This is a genomic window from Shinella sp. 1A1, from assembly GCF_055379515.1.
Genome location: NZ_AP039671.1, coordinates 184,797 through 205,689, shown reverse-complemented (window position 1 = coordinate 205,689; position 20,893 = coordinate 184,797). Strand labels below are relative to the sequence as shown.

The following is a 20,893-nucleotide window of genomic DNA, read 5'->3' as shown; positions in this document are numbered from 1 at the left end:
CCCTCATCCGGCCTGCCGGCCGCCTTCTCCTTGGCTGCGGGGCGAAGGAGACCCATGGCACCGGCTTCCTCAAATTCTCGTCGCAAGTGAAAAACGAGCCGCCGCATCCTTCCCTTCTCCCCGCTTGCGGGGAGAAGGTGCCGGCAGGCGGATGAGGGGCAGTCGCCGACCTTACTGCGGCAGGACTTCCGCCGCCTCGAAGCGGTAGGTCGTCGAGCAGAACTCGCAGGTCACCGCGATCTCGCCCTTGTCATCCGCCGTATGGGCGATCTCCTCGGCGCTGAGGCCGGCAAGGACGCCTTTCAGCTTCTCGCGCGAGCAGGAGCAGCGGTCGAAGACCTGCTGCGGCTGGTAGACGCGCACGCCGCGCTCGTGGAAGAGGCGATAGAGCAGCCGTTCGGTGCCGACATTGGGATCGGTCAACTCGTCGGCGTCGATCGTCTCGACCATGGTCTTGGCTTCAGCCCAGTTGTCGTCGTCATCGATCTTGTGGCCGGCCTCGTCGCCGTCGCCGCCGGGAAGGTCCGCCTGGCGCATACGCTCGGGCGATTGCGGCAGGAACTGCGCGACCATGCCGCCCGCGCGCCAGCGATGGCGGGCCTTGCCGGCCTCGTCGCGGTCGTAGAGCTCGGCGACGCCGAGGCGCACCTTGGTCGGGATCTGCTCGGACTGGCGGAAATAGACGCCGGCGATCTCCTCCAGCGTGTGGCCGTCGAGCGGGACGATGCCCTGGTAGCGTTGCGTATGCGCGCCCTGGTCGATCGTGAAGGCGAGAATGCCCTTGCCGAGCAGCTCATGCGGCTCCGTCCTGCCTTCGGCGACGGCGGCCTCCAGCGCCGCCTCATCGAAGCGGGCATAGGCGCGCACGTTCTCCGGCGCGGCGAAATCGGCGACGAGCAGATCGACGGGGCCGTCGCCCTTGGTCTGGACGATCAGCTTGCCCTCGAATTTCAGCGAGGTACCGAGCAGCACGGTGAGCGTGATCGCCTCGGCCAGAAGGCGGGCAACGGGCGCGGGATAATCGTGCCGGCCGAGAATGCCGTCGAGCATCGGGCCGAGCTGCACGGCCCTGCCGCGCACATCGAGGCCTTCCACCTGGAACGGCAGGACATGGTCGTCGCCGGCAAAGCCGGGCTCACCGAGTTTCAGGGCGTTTTCAGCCATCATCGTTCTGCTCCTTGCACACCGCCGCGCCGCGGGCCTTGCGCCCCGCCACGTCCGACAGCGTCTATCGTGATTTCGCGCTCCTGCCGCCCGATCATTCCATACCGGGCGGGCAAGCGCCAGAGACGACGCCTTCCGGCGCCGGGTGTCGGCACCTAGATCGTGCCTGCCCTCAGATATTTCAAGGCCGCGTCAGACGGCGCCGAAGCACCAGGCAAGGATCGACTTCTGCGCGTGCAGACGGTTCTCCGCCTCGTCGAAGACCACGGACTGAGGGCCGTCGATCACCTCGTCGGTCACTTCCTCGCCGCGATGGGCGGGCAGGCAGTGCATGAAGAGCGCATCCTTGTCGGCGCGCGCCATGAGCTGCTTGTTGACCTGATAGGGCTGGAAGATGTTGTGGCCGCGCGCGCGGTGCTCCTGGTTCATCGAGACCCAGCAATCGGTGACGATGAGATCGGAGCCATCAGCGATGGCTTCCGGGTCATGGCCGAGCAGGATATTGCCGCCGTTGTCGCGCGCCCAGTTGAGGATCTTGTCATCCGGCTCGGAGCCCATCGGCACGGCCATCTTCATGGTGTAGCCGAAACGGGCGGAGCCCTCGACGAAGGAATGCAGCACGTTGTTGCCGTCACCCATCCAGGAGAAGGTCTTGCCCTTGGCGAGGCCGCGATGCTCCTCGAAGGTCATGATGTCGGCCATGATCTGGCAGGGGTGGGTGAGGTCCGTCAGGGCGTTGATGACCGGCACGGTGGCGTGCTCGGCAAGCTCCAGCAGGCGCGCATGATCGGTGGTGCGGATCATGATGGCGTCGACATAGCGCGACAGCACCTTGGCCGTGTCGCCGATGGTCTCGGCGCGGCCGAGCTGCATTTCGGTGCCCGACAGGAACAGCGTCTCGCCGCCGAGCTGGCGCATGCCGACGTCGAAGGAGACGCGGGTTCGGGTGGAGGGCTTCTCGAAGATCATCGCCAGCATCTTGCCGGCGAGCGGCTTTCCTTCCGTGCCGGCCTTGCTGGCGGCCTTGCGGCTGTGCGCGTCATCCATGATGACGCGGAGATCGCTTTCCGAAACGGCGGAAAGATCGAGAAAATGCTTGGCCATGATATGTCCTGTCTGTCCCAGTCCCTTAAGCGGCCTTCACGGCCGCCGTCAGCTTTTCCGCCGCCCGCTCGATGCGGGCGAGCCCCTCGCGCGCCTCTTCCGCCGTGACGACCAGCGGCGGCAGCAGGCGCAGCACGTTGTCGCCGGCCGGCACGGCGAGCAGGTTTTCCGCCCGCACGGCCTTGAGGAGATCGGCGACCGGAACCTTCGCCTTGATGCCGAGCATCAGGCCCTCGCCGCGGATATCCTCGATGACCTCGGGGAAACGGTCCTTCAGCGCCGCAAGCCCCTGGCGGAAGACCAGCGCGACGTCGCGCACATGCTGGAGGAAGCCGTCCTCGAGGACGACGTCGAGCACGGCATTGCCGACCGCCATGGCGAGCGGGTTGCCGCCATAGGTCGAGCCGTGCGTGCCGGCGACCATGCCGGCGGCGGCCTCGTTCGTGGCAAGGCAGGCGCCGAGCGGGAAACCGCCGCCGATGCCCTTGGCGATGGCCATGATGTCGGGCGTGACGCCGGCGCTCTCATGGGCGAAGAGGCGGCCGGTGCGGCCGACGCCCGTCTGCACCTCGTCGAGGATGAGCAGCAGGCCGTATTCGTCGCAGAGCCGGCGCAACTCCTGCATGAATTCCTTCGGCACGGGGCGAAGGCCCCCCTCGCCCTGCACGGGCTCGATGAGGATGCCGGCCGTTTCCTCGGTGATCGCATCCTTGACGGCTGCGATGTCGCCGAAGGGCAGCTTCAGGAAGCCCGGGGCCTTGGGGCCGAAGCCCTCGATATATTTCTCCTGCCCGCCGGCCGCGATGGTGGCGATGGTGCGGCCGTGGAAGGCGCCCTCGAAGGTGAGGATATGGTACTTGCCGGGATGGCCCTTGGCGAAATGGTAGCGCCGCGCCGTCTTGATCGCGCATTCCAGCGCCTCGGCGCCCGAATTGGTGAAGAACACCTTGTCGGCGAAGGTCGCTTCCGTCAGCCGGCGGCCGAGGCTTTCCTGGCCCGGGATTTCATAGAGGTTCGACAGGTGCCAGACCTTGTCGGCCTGGTCCTTCAGCGCGGCGACGAGATGCGGATGGGCGTGGCCCAGCGAATTGACGGCGACGCCGGCGGCGAAATCGAGATAGCGCTCGCCATCCTCGGTGACGAGCCAGACGCCCTCTCCTCGCGTGAACCGCAGAGGCGCACGCATATAGGTTTCATAGAGCGGCGCGGCATCGGCCATGGCGCGGATCCTCCGAAAAGAGATGCGGAAAAAAGTTTCGTGCTTGACTTTTCCGATCGCCAGAAAAATCAAAAGCCGCCTTTCGGCGGCATGCCGCACTATCGGCATTTCCCCCCGGCCTGTCAACAAAATCGCGGGGCCGAAATGCCGCTGAACCTGCCGCAAGGTGAGGATTCACGGCACGCGCGGAAGGTGTCGCTATCGAGTCACACCCGACCAGCAAGTTGGGGAAAACTTAGAAATCGATTCGCGCCGATTCCCGCGACTCTTGTCACGGAGTCGCCCGGTCTCTAGGTTAAAGACCAATTACTAGACTGCATGCGGCGGAACTAGTCACCAAAAGAGTCAAGGCGTTCAGGTCCCGGACCAGTCCGGGGCGCGATGACGGATTCGCGCATTGCGTGCGCCGAACGGAGACGAGAGATGAACTGGACAGACGAGCGCGTCGAGAAACTCAAGAAGCTCTGGAGCGAAGGCCTGAGCGCGAGCCAGATCGCAGCCCAGCTCGGCGGCGTGAGCCGCAACGCCGTCATCGGCAAGGTGCACCGGCTGAACCTGCCGGGCCGCGCCAAGGCCGGCGGAACCCAGACCGCCTCGCGTCCGAAGCGCCCGGCAGCAGCGACCCCGCGTCCGTCGAACTTCGCCGCCCGCCCCGTCGCTGCCCGCCCGGCAGCCCGCTCCGCCGGCAACGCGCTGACCAAGGAAGAGATCGACGCCGATTTCGACATGCAGAGCGCGCAGCTCCCGGTTCCGGCCAACGGCAACAACGGGGTCGTCGTGCCGATGTCGCGCAAGCTGGAACTGACGCAGCTCACCGAGCGCACCTGCAAGTGGCCGATCGGCGACCCGCTGAACGACGACTTCCACTTCTGCGGCAACGAGTCCCCGGACAATTCGCCTTACTGCACCTATCACCAGCGCCTCGCCTACCAGCCCTCGGCCGAGCGCCGCCGGATGCGCTGATCGCGTGGATGCGAAGCGGGGCCTGGCATCGCCGGGCCGATAGATCGAAGGCCGGACCATCGTCAGATGATCCGGCCTTTTTGTTTGCGGGAAGGCTGTAGAGGCTTACCCTCTCAGGCGAGGCCGATTTCCTTTGCCCAGGGCGGGTTGGCGCCGGCTCTGGAGACGGTGACGGCGGCGGCCTTGGCGCCGAGCGCCAGCGCCTTTGCAATCTGGTCTTCGGAGAGCTTTGCCACCTGCTGCTTGGTGAGCAGGTTCTGCATCTTCAGCGAGGCGAGCACGCCCGCATCGAACGTGTCGCCGGCACCGACCGTGTCGACCACCGTCACGCGCTCGCTCGGCACCGTGACCTTGTGGTCCGCCGTATAGCCGACCGCGCCTTGCGCGCCGCGCGTCACGACGACGAGCTTCGCGCCGTGGTGCAGCCAGTGGCGGGCGAGCGCATCCTCGTCGCCTTCAAGGCCGAACCAGGCGAGATCCTCGTCGGAGAACTTCACGATGTCGGACATGGCCGCCATGCGGCGGATGCGGCCCATATGGGCGTCCTTGTCCCTGATGAAGCCGGGGCGGATGTTCGGGTCGAGCGAGATGACGCGCTTTTCGTGCTCGCGCGCCAGCAGCGCCTCGTAGGTGGAGCCGCAAGGTTCGGGAATGAGGCTGATGGCACCGAAATGCAGCGCCTCGCAATCCGCGCCGAGAACCGGGAGCTCGGCCTCGGTGATCATGCGGCCGGCGGTGTTCTCGTCGTAGAAGGCATAGGTCGCATGGCCATCGACCAGCTTGACGAAGGCGACGGTGGTCGGGCGCGACAGCGTGGCGCAATAGCTGTAGTCGACGCCGCTCTCGCCCAGCGTCTTGCGCAGGATGTCGCCCATCATGTCGTCGGAAAGGCCGGTGAAGAAGCCGGCCGGAACGCCGAGGCGGCCGAGGGCGATCGCCGTGTTGAAGATCGCGCCGCCCGCATAGGGCGCATAGGCATCCTCGCCGAGCGTCGTCGTCCGCGGCAGCATGTCGATCAGCGCTTCACCACAACACAGGATCATTCGGTATCCTCCAATCGGAATTTCAATCGATTTAAACGATCACAACCGAAAGCGCCAGCGATTTTTATGCGGTCGGCAGTTCCGCAACGCCGCCGTGCTTCGCCGACCAGGCGAGCGGCGCATCGAAGAAGGCCTCGACGGAGGCGAGCGTCGCGTCGTCGAAGAGCTTTTCCTTGCGGGCGACGGCCAGCACGTCACGCCAGGTGGCGATGTGGTGCAGCCTGACGCCGCCATTGGCATAGCGCGCCTCGGCTTCCCTGAAGATGCCGTAGTAGAACAGCGACATGCCGTGCTCCACCACGCCGCCGGCCGCGCGGATGGCGTCGATGAAGGTGAACATGGAGCCGCCGACCGTCACGAGGTCCTCGATGACGAGCACGCGCGCGCCCTCCGCCATCACGCCCTCGATCTGGGCGTTGCGGCCGTGGCCCTTCGGCTTCTTGCGCACATAGATCATCGGCAGGCCGAGGCGGTCGGCCAAGAGCGCGGCGAAGGGAATGCCCGCCGTCTCGCCGCCGGCAATCACGTCGAAGCGCTCGAAGCCGGCATTGCGGGTGACGGTCGCGGCGGCGAAATCCATGATGGCCGAGCGGATGCGCGGATAGGAGAGCAGCTTGCGGCAGTCCATGTAGACCGGCGAGGCCATGCCGGAGGCGAGCTTGTAGGGCTCTTCCGGGCGGAAATGCACCGCCTTGATCTCCCACAGCATGCGGGCCATCAGCTCCGCCATCACGTCTCGGTCCGGAAAGGAATTGGAAAACATCGGCATCTCCCGCATGACTGTCTTTGCCTGCGCATAGCAGCAAGAGCGGCGGCTTTCCAGCGGATGCACGGCCCCAGATACGGAAAAACCCTCCCCGGCGGGCCGGGAAGGGTTTCTGGAGGATCAGAATATGGCTGTCGTTCAGGCTGCGGCGCGGCGAGCGTCGAGCGAGATGGAGCCCGGGCCGAAGGCGGCGAGCACGAGGAAGCCGCCGGCGATCGTGATGTTCTTCCACATCATCAGGCCGTTGAAGACGGTGAGCAGGCCGTTTGCGCCTTCCGGGAAGTCCGGAATGTTGATCGTGCCGCTGTGGAAGACAAGAGCGGTGAAGACGCTGAAAGCAGCGAGCAGATAGGCGGCAATGCGCGTCTGGAAGCCGACGAGGATGAAGAGGCCGGAGACCAGCTCGAAGAGGCCGGCGACATAGGCGAGCGCGGTGGCGGCCGGGAGGCCCGCACCGGCGATCATGCCGGCGGTGCCCGACGGATCGATCAGCTTCGGATAGCCCGACGTGATGAACATGAGGGCGAGGAGGATGCGTCCGACGAGGACGACGGCGTTCTGCGGCATGAAAAGCTCCTGAGGCTTCGGTGTTTGCGTTGGCGGACAGATAGCAGCTTTCATTCGTCAAGGAAGCCGGGCAATCAGAAGACAGATCGTTCTCTTTTTGTGAACGATCTCCTGTTCCCCGCGGAACAGAAACGCACCGCGCCTCGTGCGAGAAGGAGGCGACCCGCATTCCCCCCTTCCCCTTCCCCTTCCCCTTCCCCTTCCAGAGACATCATGCGCCCCCTGCTTTCCATCCTTGTCCTTGCCGCCGTCACCCTCGCCTTCACCGCCTCCGGAAAAGCCGGCGGCCGTGGCGAGGGCTATTACGGTCACTACCAGCAGAACTGCATCACCAAGCGCATCCGCACGACCGACGCCTATGGCCGGATCGTCACCAAGCGGGTGCGCATCTGCCGGTAGCGCACCATCCGCTACCGGCCGCAGGACGCCGCTCTTTTCTGTTGCAAGCGCCCGGCGGCTGGGCGAAGATTTCCCCACGAGGTGCCCGCTCCGTCAGCGGCCGGGGGAAAGCGGATATGAACGAGATCAACAGGAGTGCTGCGTTCTGGCGTTCCTTTCCGATTTTCGAGGGGTTCGGCAAGGAAACGATCGGCGAGATCGCGACTATTGCGACCTACCGCAAATGGCCGGCCGGCACCGTCATCTTCCAGCGCGGCGACGAGGGCACCTATCTCATCGCGCTGGTTTCCGGCCGCATCAAGCTCTCGCTGATCACGCCGCAGGGCAAGGAACTGTCGCTGCGCCAGTTGGAGCCCGGCGCGGTGCTCGGCGAGATGGCGATCCTCGACGGCCAGCCGCGCTCGGCCGATGCCACGGCGGCCGTCGCTACGGAAGGCTATGTGATCGCCAAGCGCGACTTCCTCGACCTCATCGCGCGCCATCCGGCCGCCGCGCAGGCGATCATCCACTATCTCTGCACCAAGCTGCGCGAGACGACGGAGCAGCTCGAGACCATCGCGCTCTACGATCTCGACGCTCGCGTCGCCCGCTTCTTCCTGGCGACGCTGCGCACCATCCACGGCGAGGAACTGCCGGACAGCGCCAATCTCCAGCTTTCGCTGAGCCAGACGGAGATCGCCGGCATCCTCGGCGCCAGCCGGCCGAAGATCAACCGCTCCATCCTGATGCTGGAAGAGGCCGGCGCCATCCGCCGCAATGACGGCGTCATCCATTGCCATGTCGGCCGGCTCTACGGCATTGCCGAGCCGGATGACGCATAGGCCGCCGGCCAGATGATCGCCAAGAAATACAGGCCCCTTGCCGCCGGCCTCGTCGCCAGCCTTGCCGGCGCGCTCGCCCTTTTCGCCCTCGGCGAGACGGCGCTGGAGCGCCAGCGCGAATCCTATTTCGACGCGCTGACGCAGGCGATGCCGACGGCGCAGAGCGACCGGATCGTCGTCGTCGACATCGACCGCAAGGCCTTCCAGGGCGCGCCGAACAAGGACTGGACGCGGGCCGAGACGGCCGCTTTGGTCGACCGGCTCGCGGCGGCAAGGCCGGCGGCCGTCGCCTTCGATTTCATCTTCAGCACGGATTGCGCAGCCGACGAGCCGGCCAATGCCGCCCTTGCCGACGCTATCGGCCGGGTGCCGACGGTGCTCGGCTTCCTCATCGGCGAGACGCCGGACGGCGCGCCCCATCCCGTTCCCAAGCTCGCCCTGCAGCGGCCGGTCGGCGTGCCGGACCTCTGGTTCATTGAGGGAACGGAAAGCTCCTGCGCCTTCCTGCAGGACAGGTCCAGCGCCGCTGCCGCCGCCTTCCTCGTCGGCGACGAGGATGCGGTGGTGCGCCGCGTGCAGGCCTATGCCATCCTCGGCAATGCGGCCTATCCGGCGCTCGGCGTGGAGGCCGCGCGGCTTGCGGCCGGCGCACATACCCCCGTCCTCGGCGGCAATCCCGCCTGGCTGCGGCAGGACTCGCGCATCCTGCGGCTCGACGAGGACGGCAGCCTGCGCTTCGTGGCGAGCGGACCGGCGGTGATCGCCGCGCGCACCTTCTCCGCCGGCGACGTGGTTGCCGGGCGCGTGCCGGCCGAGCGGATCGCCGGCAAGGTGGTGCTGATCGGCAGCAGCCTGCCCAATCTCGGCGGGCTTCGCACCAGTGCCTCCATGACGCTCGAACCTTCCGTGCAGATCCATGCGGACGTGGCGAACGCCATCCTCACCGATCGCATCCCGACACGGGACCTCGGCCTCCTGCCGCTGGAGGCCGGCTTCGCCTTCGTCGTGGGAGCGGCGGCGGCGCTGGCGGCGGCGCGGCTGCGGCCGCTCGGGGCGGCGATAGCCGGCATCGGCCTCATCGGCCTCGTCTTCGGCGCGTCCGTGCTGCTCTATCTGCGAATGGCGCTGCTTTCGGATGCGGTCGGCATGTCGCTGATCGTGGCGACGGCGGCGCTCGTCACCGGCCTCCTGCAATATGCCCATGTGCGCCGCGCCGAGGCGACGGCCCGCCAGCGCTTTGCGCAATACCTGCCGCAATCCGTCGTCTCGCGCTATATCGACAATCCCGACCTCGGGCGCGTGGCGGGCGAGGAGCGGCAGGTGACGGCGCTCTTCACCGACATCGAGGGCTTTTCCGCGCTCGCCCAGAAGATCGGGCCGCATGACCTCGTCAGGCTGCTCGACATCTACTTCTCCGAGGTGAACGCCCTCGTCGCACGCCATGGCGGCATGGTGGACAAGGTGGTGGGCGATGCGGTGCATGCGCTCTTCAACGCGCCCGACGATCTCGACCGGCATGTCGACAAGGCGCTCGCCTGCGCCGACGAGATCCGCACCCTGACGGAGGAGATGCGCCGCCGCCCCGCTTTCCTCGACAAGGATTTCGGCCGCACGCGCATCGGCGTCGAGACCGGCATGGCGGTGCTGGGGGAAGTGGGGACCGGCGGCAAGCTCGACTATACGGCGCACGGCGATGCGGTGAACCTCGCCGCACGGCTGCAGGATGCCAACAAGTTTCTCGGCACGCAGATCTGCGTCGGCCCGCGCGCGGCCGGCGAGGCCGGCCGGACGCTACGCGCCATCGGCAGCCACGAGATCCGCGGCTTCGGCACGATGGCGCTCTTCACGCTGGATTAACGGATGCCGACGCTCGCATAGGCCTCGCGGATGCGGGCCTTGCCCCATTGCGTGACCGCGCCAGGTGCCTCGCCCGGCGCCCGGATCTCGACGCCCTCGCCGCGGCCGACCGCCTTCATCACGCCGCCGCCCGTCACCTCGACGCGGCCATGCTCGACGAAGACGGCGAAGACGCCACGATTGGGGCCGGCGAAGAATTTCGTGCCGCGCACGCCGATCATGCCGAAGGCGGTGCGCATGGTGAGGTCGATCTTGGCGAGGCCTTCCGGCCGGTCGAAGACCATCTGCCCGGTGCCGAGCTCGATGGTGCCGCCCTGGCCGGCGATGAAGGTATCGATCAGGAGTTCCGTCTCGCTGCCGAGCAGGAGGCTGGTATCGTCGCCGAGGGCAAGTTCCGCGAAGCTTTCCTTGCCCGTCGAGACGAAGTCGCGGTCCATCAGGCTCGCGCCGGCCTTCAGGCCCTCCAGACGGTTCGCCTGCCGGCGGCTGACATTGCCGGTGATCTCGACGGCCTTGCCGATGATGGCATTGGCCTGCGTGGCGCGGATGCCGATGCCCGTCAGCGCCAGCGCGCCGCCGGCGATGAAGAGTCTCCGGCTGAGTTGGATGGGGCTCAGGGCGTTGAGCATTCGCATCTGGGTGCCTTTCGCGGACGGGCCGGAAACGGATTGGACCTGATGGAGGCCGGCGCGTCAATCGCACGCCGCCCTCCCGGACACTCTTATGCGCCCTCGCTCCCGCCGCCTCTGTTCCCGCGGAAACAGGGCGGGCCGGAGGCCTTAGCGGATCTCTCCGGCCTGCGGGCCCCAGGTATCCGTCATGGCGAAACCTTCCGCCAGCGGATCGGTCGGATCGAGCGCGATCTGGTGCAGGCCGAAGGTCCAGCCACGACCGGTGATGGTGGGAATAATGGCCTTGCGGCCGGCGACCTCGGTCTCGGCCTGCAAGCCGACTTCGAACTCCGACCCGATGATCGAGCGCGAGCGGAACGTGTCGCCCACCTTGGCAAGGCCGCGGGCATGCAGCGTGGCAAGGTTGGCGGAATTGCCGGTGCCGCAGGGCGAGCGGTCGACGCGGCCCGGCCACATGGTCGTGGCGGTGCGCACGAGGCCGTCCGGGTCCCGGTCGCGGAACATGACATAGGCGACGCCATTGATCTCGGGGATTTCCGGATGCACGATCTTCATCGACTTGTTGATGAGGTCCTTCAGCGCCATGCCGGCATCGACGAGCGCGCGGGCATTGGCCTTCTCGATCTTCGTGCCGATCTGGTCGACATCGACCAGCGCATAGAAGATGCCGCCATAGGAGATGTCGAAGCGCACGCGGCCCCAGTGCGGCGTGTCGATCTCGACGTCCAGTTCCTGGACGAAGGACGGCACCATGGTGAGCTTTACCTTTTCGCAGCGCCCGTCGCGGCAGGTCGCCGTCGCCTTGACGAGGCCGGCGGCCGTGTCGAGCACGACGACGGTTTCCGGTTCCTTCATCTCGACGATGCCCGATTCGAGCAGCGCCGTGGTGACGCAGATCGAGTTGGAGCCCGAGGAGGCATGCGCCTGGTCGGCCTGCAGGATGATGAAGCCGGCGTCGGCCTCGGGACGCTTGGCCGGCACCAGAAGATTGACCGAGCCGGTCGCGGCCGCACGCGGCTCGAGGCACAGGAAGCGGCGCAGGCTGTCGTCGACCGTGTTGATATAGTTGAGCTGCTCGGCGATCGAATTGCCGGGGATTTTCGGCACGCCGCCGATGGCCACCTTGCCGATCTCGCCCTCGCAATGAACGTCCAGCAACTGGATCGTGCGCTTCCATCTCATGTCGATATGCTCCGTTCTCGCCGGCCGCCCGGCTGCTTTCTCTCTGATATATCAGATCGGGCCGCGTTCCAACAGCTTTTCATGCGACAGGTTCGCGCGCTACGAAGATGGGATCACGATCGTCCCGCCAGGAACTCTTCATGACCAAGCTCATCGTCTTCACCGACCTGCATATGGTGCCCGAGGGCGCGACCATCATCGGCCTCGATCCCTACCAGCGGCTTTTGACCGGCATCGAGCATGTCAACCGCTTCCACCCCGACGCAGACCGTGTGATCATCACCGGCGACCTCGCGCACCGGGCTGACACCCTGTCCTACGAGCGCCTGCACGGCCTTCTCGCGCGGGTGGTGCCGCCCGTCGCCATCACCATCGGCAACCACGACTATCGCGACCGTTTCCTCGAGACCTTCACCCATGTCCGGCCGGACGAGAACGGCTTCGTGCAGCAGTCCATCGATTTTTCCGACTGCCGGGTCGTGCTGCTCGACACGCTCTTTGCACCGCCCTACGACTATCCGATGAGCCATGCCGGCTATCTGTGCGAAAGGCGCCTCGCCTGGCTCGACCGGGCGCTTGCCGGCGCGGACGGCCGTCCCGTCCTGCTCTTCATGCATCACCCGCCGCACAAGACGGGCTTTACCGGCATGGACGCCATCCGCCTCGGCAACGAGGATGCCTTCTACGATCTGGTGCTGCGCCACGGCAATGTCCGGCACATCTTCGCCGGCCATGTCCACCGCACGATCGGCGGCTCGCATCGCGGCATTCCCTTCTCGATCTTCAAGAGCCCGGTGCACCAGCAGCCGATGCCCTTCGATATGCCGAACGCCTCGCTGTCGGTCGACGAGCCCGGTGCCTATGGCATCGTCGTGGTGACCGAGGAGGGCCTGCAGGTGCACAACGAGGACTATGAAATCGCGCGGCGCGACCCGGAAATCGCCTGAGGCCGCCGGTTAACGCGCGTTACACATCGTGATGCCTTGACCGCCTTCCGCCGGAACCGGTCCGGCCAAACGACGTTGTCTCCGCCGAAGGGGTGATAAACCCGATTTTCGAAGGAGAAGAACATGCGCAAGATTCTCATGGCCGGTGCCGCCCTGGCACTTCTCGGCGCCACCGCCGCCCATGCGGACGATCGCGACAAGGAGGCTCTCGGCGGTGCTGCCGGCGGGGCCGCAGGGGCCGCGGCGGGCGCCGTGGTCGGCGGCCCGATCGGCGCGGTCGTCGGCGGCGTGGCCGGTTTCGCCATCGGCGCGGATGCCGCCGTTCCGGACGACGCCCGGGTCTATGTCATGGAGAACCCGACACCGCCCGTCGTCCTCGAAGCTCCGGTGACGGCCGAGACGCGCTTCGACGACAGCGTGACGCTGACGCCGATCCCCGAGCATCCCGACCTTGCCTATGTCTATGTCGACAACCGCCCGGTCATCGTGCGCACGGACAGCCGTCAGGTGATCTATGCGCCGGACGTGCAGGCCACCGGCAGCATTTCGTCCGACATTCCCGAGGCGACGATCACCTATGTCGAACGGCACCCGGTCGATCCCGTCATCCTGGAAGGACCGGTCGAGGCCGGCATGGTGGTCCCCGATACGGTGCAGATCGTCGACGTGCCGGAAAACCCGAACTACGGCTACATCTATGTCGACCAGCGGCCGGTTCTCGTGGACCGCGGCTCGCGCCAGGTGATCTGGGTGCGCTAAAAGCATCCGGTAAACGATGAGGCGGTCCCTGCGGGCCGCCTCTGTTTATTCAGACCCTTTCTTCCCTCTCTATCGTCATCTTCGGGCCCGACCCGAGCATGACGTAGGAAAGGCGGGCGGCCTTGCCGTCTGCGCGAGGCGCTCCCTGCGAGGCTGCCTTTCTACTGGCCGACGGCCGTTGTCGTGGTGTCCTCGACCGAATTGCCGAGGCGGCGCCACTGGTCGTCGTAATTCCTGCGCGTCACCGGATCGAAGACCGCGATGGGCGTCGAGACCACGATGCTCGCCGCGCTGCCGACCGTCTGGGCCGTGCCGAGCGCCACGGCGCCGAGCCGCTCGCCGAGGCCGACCTCCGAATCCGTGACGGACTGGCCGTCGATCAGGCGGTTGCCGATGAGGCGCACGACCTCGGGGCTCTCAGCGAACTTGCCGTGATTGAGCCGGTCGCCGGATTTCAGCGCCGTGAGATCGATCACCGTGATGCCCTGCTTTTCCAGCATGGAGCGGTAGGGTTCGGCGGCGGGATTGATCTGGCCGAGGCGATCCACATTGCCCGAGATGCGACGCGAGAGCGTCAGCGCCCGGTCGTCGCGCGAGACGAAGAGCGTGAACTGCGGCCTGTCCGGCCCGATGGCGCGCAGCTGCTGGCCGAAGACGTCGACGTCGAGGTCGGGGGAAGCAAGGATGACCTGCTGGATCTTCTTCGGCACGCGCCCGTCGCGGATCGCCATCTGGCGCAGCGTCTCGACGGCGAGCCAGGTGCCCATGGAATGCGCCATGATGGTGATCTCGCCGACCTCGGGCGTATCGACCGCCGCCCGCAGCAGCTCCTCCAGCGCATCGCGCGAATAGTTCGTGCTTTCCTTGTCGTAGGAATAATCGAAAATGCTGGCGCGCGAGGGCCAGGTGAAGATCACCGGGGCGGCATCCGTCTTCGAATCGTGCACGATCTGCGCAAAGCGGTAGACGGCATCCTCATAACGGTTGTTGAAACCGTGCACGAAGACGAGCACGCGCCGGCTCTTCGGCAGGTTATGGTCGAGCCAGACGCGGCCGGCTTTCGCGCTTTCGACGGGCTTCACGCTGACGGTGGAGAAATCCTTCATCGGATCGGCCGGCAGCTTCTTCGGCCATTGCACCTGGCCGACCTTGCGGTTGGCATCGGGCGGGATGGAGATGGCGATGTCGCGCAGCTCCAGCTGGGAGCCACGCTCGCCGGAGAAGAGGACGCCCGGCTGGCTCGACGGCGCGCGGGTGGTCGCGACCAGCAGATCGACCTTGGACACACCCGGCGGCGTCTCGCCGCTCGGCACCAGCACGCCTTCCGGCCGGCCGGCGCAACTCGCCAGCACCAGCAACCCGGCGAAGATCACGCGACGCAATACGCGCGGCATAACGCGGCTCGTCATGTCCCGCTTCCTTCCGCTTTCCTGTTTTCGCCGGCGCCGTGCACGCACCGTTCGCACCTGCTTAGCCGAGCGGCGGGCGGTTTTGAAGAGCGACCGTGCGGACGAAGAAGGACGTGACGAACGAGAGACCATCCCGCGTGGCAGATCGGCCACGGCGGAAACCATCCGGCAGATGGCGCCGTCCGTGGCAAGCGAGAGATGGGAAGGAGGAAACGCTCCGGCCGACCTGGCGTTGTTCCTATCCGTTTGCACGCCGAAGCCGGCAGGGCAAGGATCAGTTCGTGCGGGCGAGAGCCTGCGCATCCATGCCGGCTGGGAATCGCAACGTGCCGGAGCGGTCGTTGACGGCGTTCCAGACGGCTTCGGCAACATCGCTTTCCCGCGTGGTCAGCGCCGGCCGCGCGAACTGCGCGAAGATCGGCGCGGCGAAGCCGGCATAGGACTCGGGAATGAGATTCTCGACGAGGATGGGTGTGTTCTGCGCAAACCGCGTCGTTGGCGCATATCCCGGCTCGACGAGCTTGACGCGAACATCGAAGTGCCCCAATTCATGGGCCAGCGACCCTGTGAATCCTTCGACGGCCTGCTTGCTGGCAGTATAGGCGGCCGCCAGTGGCATGGGCGCCAATGTGACGCTGGAGGTCACGTTCACGATCACGCCGGCGCGGCGTTCCCGCATCTGCGGGATCACGGCCTGCGTCATCGCCATGACGCCGAAGGTGTTCGTGTCGAAAATCTTGCGGATATGAGACATGGGCGTCGCCTCGAATGCGCCGACGACGCCGATCCCGGCATTGTTGACCAGCGCATCGATCGGGCCGGCAGCCTCGATGGCATCGGCAATGCTGCCCTCATCCGTCACATCCAGCGGAAGAATATGCAGGTTCGGCTCCTGCGAGAAAAGGTCTTGCCGGGGCGTGCGCATGGTCGCCACGACATTCCACTCGTTCGCCAGAAAGTGGCGCGCCACCTCGAGGCCGTAACCCGATGAGCACCCGGTAATCAGCACGGTTTTCACTGTTCGTCTCCTTGTTGGGATCTGGTCCCAATGTAATTCGACGAGAAAGGACGATCTACGATAGAAAGTCCGAATTTAATTCGTTATAGTCCGGAAATGATCGATCCACTCTCCGATATCGCCGGCCTGCTCCGCCCTCGCGCCGTGTTCACGAAGGGTATTAGCGGCGCGGGGCGCTGGGGGGTGCGCTACGAAGATTTCGGCCATCCCAGCTTTGCCATCGTGATCGAGGGCGCCTGTCGCCTGAATGTCGAGGGGCAAAAGGAACTGCGCCTTGAGGCAGGCGATTTCATCCTGCTTCCGCGCACGCCCAGCTTTACGATGTCAGGCTTCGAACCGATCATACCGGACCTCATCGATCCGCAAGCAGGGGCCGCTGCCGGAGACGTTCGACATGGCAGGCAGGACGGCCCACCGAGCGTCCGCATCCTCGGAGGATATTTCATCTTCGACAGCGACGATTCCAGCTTTCTCGTCTCACTGCTTCCCGAGCAAGTGCATGTACGCGGCGTCGACCGGCTGTCTATGCTGGTGGAACTCGTGATCGAAGAGGCCGCCGCCGAGCGTCCCGGGCGCGAACTGGTGCTGACCCGGCTTGTCGAAATCATGCTGGTGGAGGCCTTGCGGCTGATGCAGACACCGGATGCCCCGGCCGGATTGTTGCGCGGCCTGGGGGATGCCAGAATTGCACAGGCCCTCCGGCAGCTGCACGCCGACCCGGCGCATCCCTGGACGATGGCGGCACTGGCAAAGGAGGCGGCCCTTTCGCGCTCCGCGTTTTTCGACAGATTCGTGCGGAATGTCGGCGTGCCGCCAATGGAGTATCTGCTAGTCCTGCGCATGACGCTCGCAAGGAATCTCCTGCGCCAGCGGGATATCGGCATCGCGGAAGTCGCCGAGCGCGTTGGTTACAGCTCGGCAAGCACTTTCAGTACGGCCTTCAGCCGCTTCGTCGGCCAGCCGCCCGGGCGATATACGCGCGGAATGACAGACAAGATAACGACGAGAGCCGGTTCCCAGCCTTAGCCAAGCCTATGCAATAGAACGTAGAGGAGAAATGGCGCACCCGAAGAGATTCGAACTCCTGACCCCCAGATTCGTAGTCTGGTGCTCTATCCAGCTGAGCTACGGGTGCGCTGGCAGTGGCGGGTCGTTGTGCCCGGCTGCGAGGCGGTTCTCTAAAGGGTGCTTGGGCTTATTGCAAGCGCCTTTCGGAGAAAAAATGCACTTTTTTCATCGCGCCGTCCTGTCGCGGCGCAAAGCGCCCGGGAAATCAGGCGCGGTGGCGGAAGGCGTCGAGCGGCACGGGGCGGTCCGGCAGCTCGATGCGGAAGAGCGTTCCGGGCGTCGCCTTCTCCACCAGCGCGATCGTGCCGCCATGGGCGAGCACCAGCTCGCGCGCGATGGCAAGGCCGAGGCCGGTGCCGCCGGAGCGCACGGAGCCGCGGAAGGCGGCGAAGAGGTTTTCCCGCGCCTTGGCCGGCATGCCGGGGCCGTTGTCGTCGATGGAGATGGAAACGACGCTGCCGGTGCGAAGGCCCGTCACCAGGACCGCGCGCTCGCGCAGGGCGGCATCCTGCAGCAGCGCCTCGACGGCGTTGCGGCAGAGATTGTGGATGACGCGGAAGAGCTGCTCGCCGTCGGCATCGACCTCGAGGCCCGGCTCGATCTGCACCACGAAGTCGATATCGCCGCGCGCATCGAGCGCCAGAACCTCGGAGACCTCCTGCACCAGCGGGCGCAGCGCCACGAAGCGGCGGCGCGGCTCCGGCTCGCGCATGCGCCCGTAGGAGAGCACCTCGTTGGTATAGCCCACCGCCCGGTCGATGCTGCGCAGCAGCTTCGGAGCGACGCGCTTGACCACGGGATCGTCGACATCCGACAGGCGGTCGGACATGAGCTGGGCGGAGGAGAGGATGTTGCGCATGTCGTGGTTGATCTTCGACACGGCGAGGCCGAGATCGGCGAGGTTCTTCTGCTCCTTCAGCGTGCGCTGGAGCGTCTGCTGCATGGCGGCGAGGTGGATGCCGGCCACGGCGATCTCGTCGCGGCCGCCGGAGGGCTCCAGCACGCGGGCCGGGTTGGACGGGTCGGTGGCGAATTCGCGGATATTGGCCGTCATGCGACGCATGGGACGGATCAGCAGGCGGTTGAGCGCGAAGAAGATCGGGCTTGCCGTGGCGAGCGACATGAGCATCGAGAAGATGAAGACATTGCGCGCATAGTGCAGCATGGCGCGGCGCAGGGCGCCCTCGTCAAGCAGCAGTTCGATGCGCGTCGTCGTCTCGCCGACCGGGCCGTAGACGCGGATGACACGGTCACCGCCGAAGAGCAGCGTGTCGAAGGCATCGTAGACCGAGCCGAGCGTCGAGACGTCGGAAAGGTCGTACTGGGCGTCGACGCTCGGCGGCATGTCGACGGCGGCGACCATGCGTGAAGCGTCCTGCTTCTTCAGCACGATCGCCTTGGTGCCCGTCGCCAGCAGCGTCTCCTCCTGCACCGGGCGCGGCAATTCCTGGTCCGGCAGGCCCTCGATGACGACGGCGGCGGCGGCGGCCGTGTTCAGCCGGTCGCGCAGCCACATCAGCCGCATATTGGCGACGGAGGGCACGAAGATCAGCACTTCGGCGATGAGGACGAAGACGGCGGTGACAAGCAGGAGCTTTCCCGACAGGCCGGACAGGAACCCGACCGCCGGAACCGGCGTCTCGGTCAAGGACGGCGTCCCGTCTCTGTCCACCATGTCTCCCACTCCCGGACATGCCGCAAGGCGGCGCTCGATGCCGCGACCGACAATCGACGACACCGTCGGCCACAGCCGACAGCCCATGATAGAGAATTACGGCAATTTTTCCAACGCTGCCGCAGGAAAGACAAAGGCGCGGCGATCCTGCGACCGCCGCGCCTCATTCACTGAACCCGATGGGAGATCAGAATTCTTCCCAGCTCTCCGCCGCCGTGGCCGTGGCGGCGGCCGTCGCGCGATTGCCGCCGAAGGCGCGGGCGACGCTGCCCATCATGCGGCGGGCGGGCGATTCGACCGGGCGCGCATCGGCGCGAACCGGAGCGGGCGCGACCTGGAACGCGCCATCGCCGGTGCGGAAGCGGGCGACGAGGCCGGCAAGGCTGTCGGCCTCGCCCTTGAGCTTGTGCGTGGCGGCCGAGGTCTCCTCGACCATGGCGGCATTGTGCTGGGTGACCTGGTCCATCTGGTTGATGGCGGTGCTGACCTCCTGCAGGCCGGTCGCCTGCTCGCGGGCGGCCGTGGCGATCGAATGGATGCGGTCGTTGATGGTGACGACGCGGCTTTCGATGTCGGAAAGGGCCGTGCCGGTCTCCTGCACATAGCGCACGCCGACGGAGACCTCGTCGCCCGACTTGGTGATGAGCCCCTTGATGTCCTTGGCGGCACTGGCGGCGCGCTGGGCAAGCTCGCGCACTTCCTGCGCGACGACGGCAAAGCCCTTGCCGGCCTCGCCGGCACGGGCGGCCTCGACACCGGCATTGAGGGCAAGGAGGTTGGTCTGGAAGGCGATCTCGTCGATCACCGAGATGATCTGGCTGATCTCGCTCGACGCCTGCTCGATGCGACCCATCGCGTCGATGGCGTTGCGCACGATGGCGCCGGACTGCTTGGCGCTCTGCGTCGCCTCGCCGACCATGACGCTCGCCTCGTTGGCGCGCTCCGTCGAGTTCTTGACGGCGGCGGTGATCTCCTCCAGCGCGGCCGAGGTTTCCTCCAGCGCGGCAGCCTGCTGCTCGGTGCGCTTGGAAAGATCGTCGGAGGCGGTGCGCAGCTCGCCGGAATTGGCGTTGATCGCGTCGGTGGAGGCGCGCACCTCGCGCATGGTGCTCTGGAGCGTGGCGAGCGTCGTGTTGACGTTCTGCTGCAACTCGGCGAAGGCGCCGCGGAAGCTGCCGTCCATGGTCTGCGTCAGGTCGCCCTCGGCCAGCGCGCCGATGACGCGGCGGGTTTCGGCGATGCCCTCCTCCACGCCGGCGACGAGTTCGTTGACGCTGCGGGCGAAGCGGTTGAGGTCGTCGTTCTGGTAGTCCTTGGCGATGCGCGAGCTGAAGTCGCCCGCGGCGGCGGCATGCACGACGGCCGCGATGGAGGACTGCAGGTCGGCGCTCTTCTCGCGCAGGATCTGTTCCTGGGCGTTGAGGTCGCGCACCGTGATGGCGTTCTGGCGGAAGACTGCGACGGCGCCGGCCATTTCGCCGATCTCGTCCTGGCGCCCGGCATAGGGCACCTCGGTCTCGAGGTCGCCGCCGGCAAGGCGCTTCATCGTCTCGGTGACGTTCTGGATCGGGCGGCTGAGCTCGTTGGTCGCGATGTAGAAGGCGGTGCCGCCGCCGATCACGAGGCCCGCGCCAACCGTGCCGAGCACCAGCATCAGCATCAGCGTCTCGAAGGCCTCGATATCGCCGCGGATCGCGGTGAGGTTCTGGTTGTCCGTCTCCACGACGGCGTCGATTTCCTTCTGGAAGGCCTTGCGGTTGGCGCGGTTGCCCTCGTTGTTGCCCTGCTCGTTGGCCGCGGCGATGGAGCCTTCCTTGCCGAGGCGCGCGGTCTCGGAGCGGAAGGTGCGGAATTCGGCGGCGCGGGCGACGACGGCGTCGAAGGCGGCCTTCTGCTCGGCCGGCACCAGCGGGCGCCACTCGTTCAGCGTCTTGTCGATGCCGTCCAGTTCCTTGGCGATGCCTTCGGCGAACTTCCCGGCGCCTTCGGCATCCTTGGCGGCATAGATGCCGCGGGCTTCCATGACGACGGCGGTGACCTGACGGTTCAGGTGCTCGCCGAGGAAGGCGCGGTCGGCGGCATTCTCATACTGGCGAAGCTTGTCGCTGTATTCGGAGACGACATGGACGGCGATACCGCCGATGAGGACCGAAATGAGGCCCATCACCCCAACGATGAGATAGATCTTGCCGCGTATCTTCACGTCACACTCCCAATGGCACGGATAGCAGATCGGCAAGCGGAGAAATCCGGCTTACCTTTGGCAGGGACGGTAAAGGCTAAAGGTTAATTAGATTTTG

At 66.2% G+C, this 20,893-nt stretch carries 19 protein-coding genes and 1 tRNA gene; 7 read left to right on the top strand and 13 right to left on the bottom strand.

Features of this window, described 5'->3' with window-relative positions; genetic code table 11:
* Positions 1–171 precede the first annotated feature (171 nt).
* The 3 genes from ACZ48C_RS01040 to ACZ48C_RS01030 form a co-directional block, all read right to left on the bottom strand.
* The gene (locus tag ACZ48C_RS01040) at positions 172–1,164 is read right to left on the bottom strand and encodes an Hsp33 family molecular chaperone (protein ID WP_119257767.1); all 993 of its coding nucleotides are present in this window, start codon (positions 1,162–1,164) and stop codon (positions 172–174) included.
* Positions 1,165–1,356: 192 nt separating this feature from the next.
* Positions 1,357–2,268 (bottom strand): ornithine carbamoyltransferase, encoded by a 912-nt coding sequence (argF, locus tag ACZ48C_RS01035; RefSeq protein WP_464781908.1) that lies wholly within the window; start codon positions 2,266–2,268, stop codon positions 1,357–1,359.
* Between the two features lie 25 nt (positions 2,269–2,293).
* Complete coding sequence (locus ACZ48C_RS01030; RefSeq protein WP_318910784.1) at positions 2,294–3,487, bottom strand: aspartate aminotransferase family protein; 1,194 nt, start codon at positions 3,485–3,487, stop codon at positions 2,294–2,296.
* A 423-nt stretch (positions 3,488–3,910) separates the two neighbouring features.
* On the opposite strand from ACZ48C_RS01030, the gene ACZ48C_RS01025 reads away from it, so the two are divergent.
* A complete protein-coding gene (locus ACZ48C_RS01025) occupies positions 3,911–4,450 on the top strand; it encodes a GcrA family cell cycle regulator (protein WP_119257512.1) in 540 nt (179 codons plus the stop codon).
* A 113-nt stretch (positions 4,451–4,563) separates the two neighbouring features.
* Here the strand turns inward: ACZ48C_RS01025 and ACZ48C_RS01020 are convergent, their stop codons facing one another.
* The 3 genes from ACZ48C_RS01020 to ACZ48C_RS01010 form a co-directional block, all read right to left on the bottom strand.
* Entirely contained in the window at positions 4,564–5,493 is a 930-nt protein-coding gene (locus ACZ48C_RS01020) for a carbohydrate kinase family protein (RefSeq protein ID WP_464781907.1), read from the bottom strand.
* Between the two features lie 64 nt (positions 5,494–5,557).
* Complete coding sequence (locus tag ACZ48C_RS01015) at positions 5,558–6,256, bottom strand: orotate phosphoribosyltransferase (RefSeq protein ID WP_318910781.1); 699 nt, start codon at positions 6,254–6,256, stop codon at positions 5,558–5,560.
* 141 nt (positions 6,257–6,397) lie between these two features.
* Entirely contained in the window at positions 6,398–6,826 is a 429-nt protein-coding gene (locus ACZ48C_RS01010; protein ID WP_245424857.1) for a DoxX family protein, read from the bottom strand.
* 213 nt (positions 6,827–7,039) lie between these two features.
* Between ACZ48C_RS01010 and ACZ48C_RS01005 the strand changes: the two genes are divergently transcribed.
* The 3 genes from ACZ48C_RS01005 (at position 7,040) to ACZ48C_RS00995 (ending at position 9,903) form a co-directional block, all read left to right on the top strand.
* Positions 7,040–7,225 (top strand): hypothetical protein, encoded by a 186-nt coding sequence (locus tag ACZ48C_RS01005; RefSeq protein ID WP_119257482.1) that lies wholly within the window; start codon positions 7,040–7,042, stop codon positions 7,223–7,225.
* Positions 7,226–7,341: 116 nt separating this feature from the next.
* Complete coding sequence (locus ACZ48C_RS01000; protein ID WP_464781906.1) at positions 7,342–8,046, top strand: Crp/Fnr family transcriptional regulator; 705 nt, start codon at positions 7,342–7,344, stop codon at positions 8,044–8,046.
* Between the two features lie 15 nt (positions 8,047–8,061).
* Positions 8,062–9,903: a CHASE2 domain-containing protein gene (locus ACZ48C_RS00995; RefSeq protein ID WP_464782754.1), complete on the top strand. Its 1,842-nt coding sequence runs from the start codon at positions 8,062–8,064 to the stop codon at positions 9,901–9,903.
* Here ACZ48C_RS00995 and ACZ48C_RS00990 read toward each other — a convergent pair.
* Positions 9,900–10,520: a FecR family protein gene (locus ACZ48C_RS00990; RefSeq protein WP_464782753.1), complete on the bottom strand. Its 621-nt coding sequence runs from the start codon at positions 10,518–10,520 to the stop codon at positions 9,900–9,902. The genes ACZ48C_RS00995 and ACZ48C_RS00990 overlap by 4 nt on opposite strands.
* Positions 10,521–10,682: 162 nt before the next feature.
* Positions 10,683–11,717, bottom strand: coding sequence for a proline racemase family protein (locus tag ACZ48C_RS00985; protein WP_119257479.1), 1,035 nt, complete (start codon positions 11,715–11,717; stop codon positions 10,683–10,685).
* A gap of 140 nt (positions 11,718–11,857) precedes the next feature.
* Here ACZ48C_RS00985 and spdA point away from each other — a divergent pair, with 140 nt between their 5' ends.
* Both spdA and ACZ48C_RS00975 read left to right on the top strand, forming a co-directional pair.
* Entirely contained in the window at positions 11,858–12,664 is an 807-nt protein-coding gene (gene spdA, locus ACZ48C_RS00980) for a 2', 3'cyclic nucleotide phosphodiesterase SpdA (protein WP_464781905.1), read from the top strand.
* Between the two features lie 123 nt (positions 12,665–12,787).
* Positions 12,788–13,423 carry a DUF1236 domain-containing protein gene (locus tag ACZ48C_RS00975; RefSeq protein WP_318910773.1) on the top strand — a complete coding sequence of 212 codons (636 nt, stop codon included), beginning with the start codon at positions 12,788–12,790 and terminating at the stop codon, positions 13,421–13,423.
* A 161-nt stretch (positions 13,424–13,584) separates the two neighbouring features.
* Here ACZ48C_RS00975 and ACZ48C_RS00970 read toward each other — a convergent pair whose 3' ends face one another.
* Positions 13,585–14,832 carry an alpha/beta hydrolase gene (locus ACZ48C_RS00970; protein ID WP_119257476.1) on the bottom strand — a complete coding sequence of 416 codons (1,248 nt, stop codon included), beginning with the start codon at positions 14,830–14,832 and terminating at the stop codon, positions 13,585–13,587.
* 274 nt (positions 14,833–15,106) lie between these two features.
* Positions 15,107–15,850 carry an SDR family oxidoreductase gene (locus ACZ48C_RS00965; RefSeq protein WP_318910771.1) on the bottom strand — a complete coding sequence of 248 codons (744 nt, stop codon included), beginning with the start codon at positions 15,848–15,850 and terminating at the stop codon, positions 15,107–15,109.
* A 96-nt stretch (positions 15,851–15,946) separates the two neighbouring features.
* On the opposite strand from ACZ48C_RS00965, the gene ACZ48C_RS00960 reads away from it, so the two are divergent.
* Positions 15,947–16,876, top strand: a complete 930-nt coding sequence (locus tag ACZ48C_RS00960) for an AraC family transcriptional regulator (RefSeq protein WP_464781904.1) — start codon at positions 15,947–15,949, stop codon at positions 16,874–16,876.
* 32 nt (positions 16,877–16,908) lie between these two features.
* Here ACZ48C_RS00960 and ACZ48C_RS00955 read toward each other — a convergent pair.
* The 3 genes from ACZ48C_RS00955 to ACZ48C_RS00945 form a co-directional block, all read right to left on the bottom strand.
* Positions 16,909–16,985: transfer RNA gene (locus ACZ48C_RS00955), tRNA-Arg, on the bottom strand.
* Between the two features lie 138 nt (positions 16,986–17,123).
* Positions 17,124–18,593, bottom strand: coding sequence for a sensor histidine kinase (locus ACZ48C_RS00950; protein WP_119257475.1), 1,470 nt, complete (start codon positions 18,591–18,593; stop codon positions 17,124–17,126).
* 187 nt (positions 18,594–18,780) lie between these two features.
* A complete protein-coding gene (locus tag ACZ48C_RS00945; protein ID WP_464781903.1) occupies positions 18,781–20,796 on the bottom strand; it encodes a HAMP domain-containing methyl-accepting chemotaxis protein in 2,016 nt (671 codons plus the stop codon).
* Between the last annotated feature and the right edge of the window lie 97 nt (positions 20,797–20,893).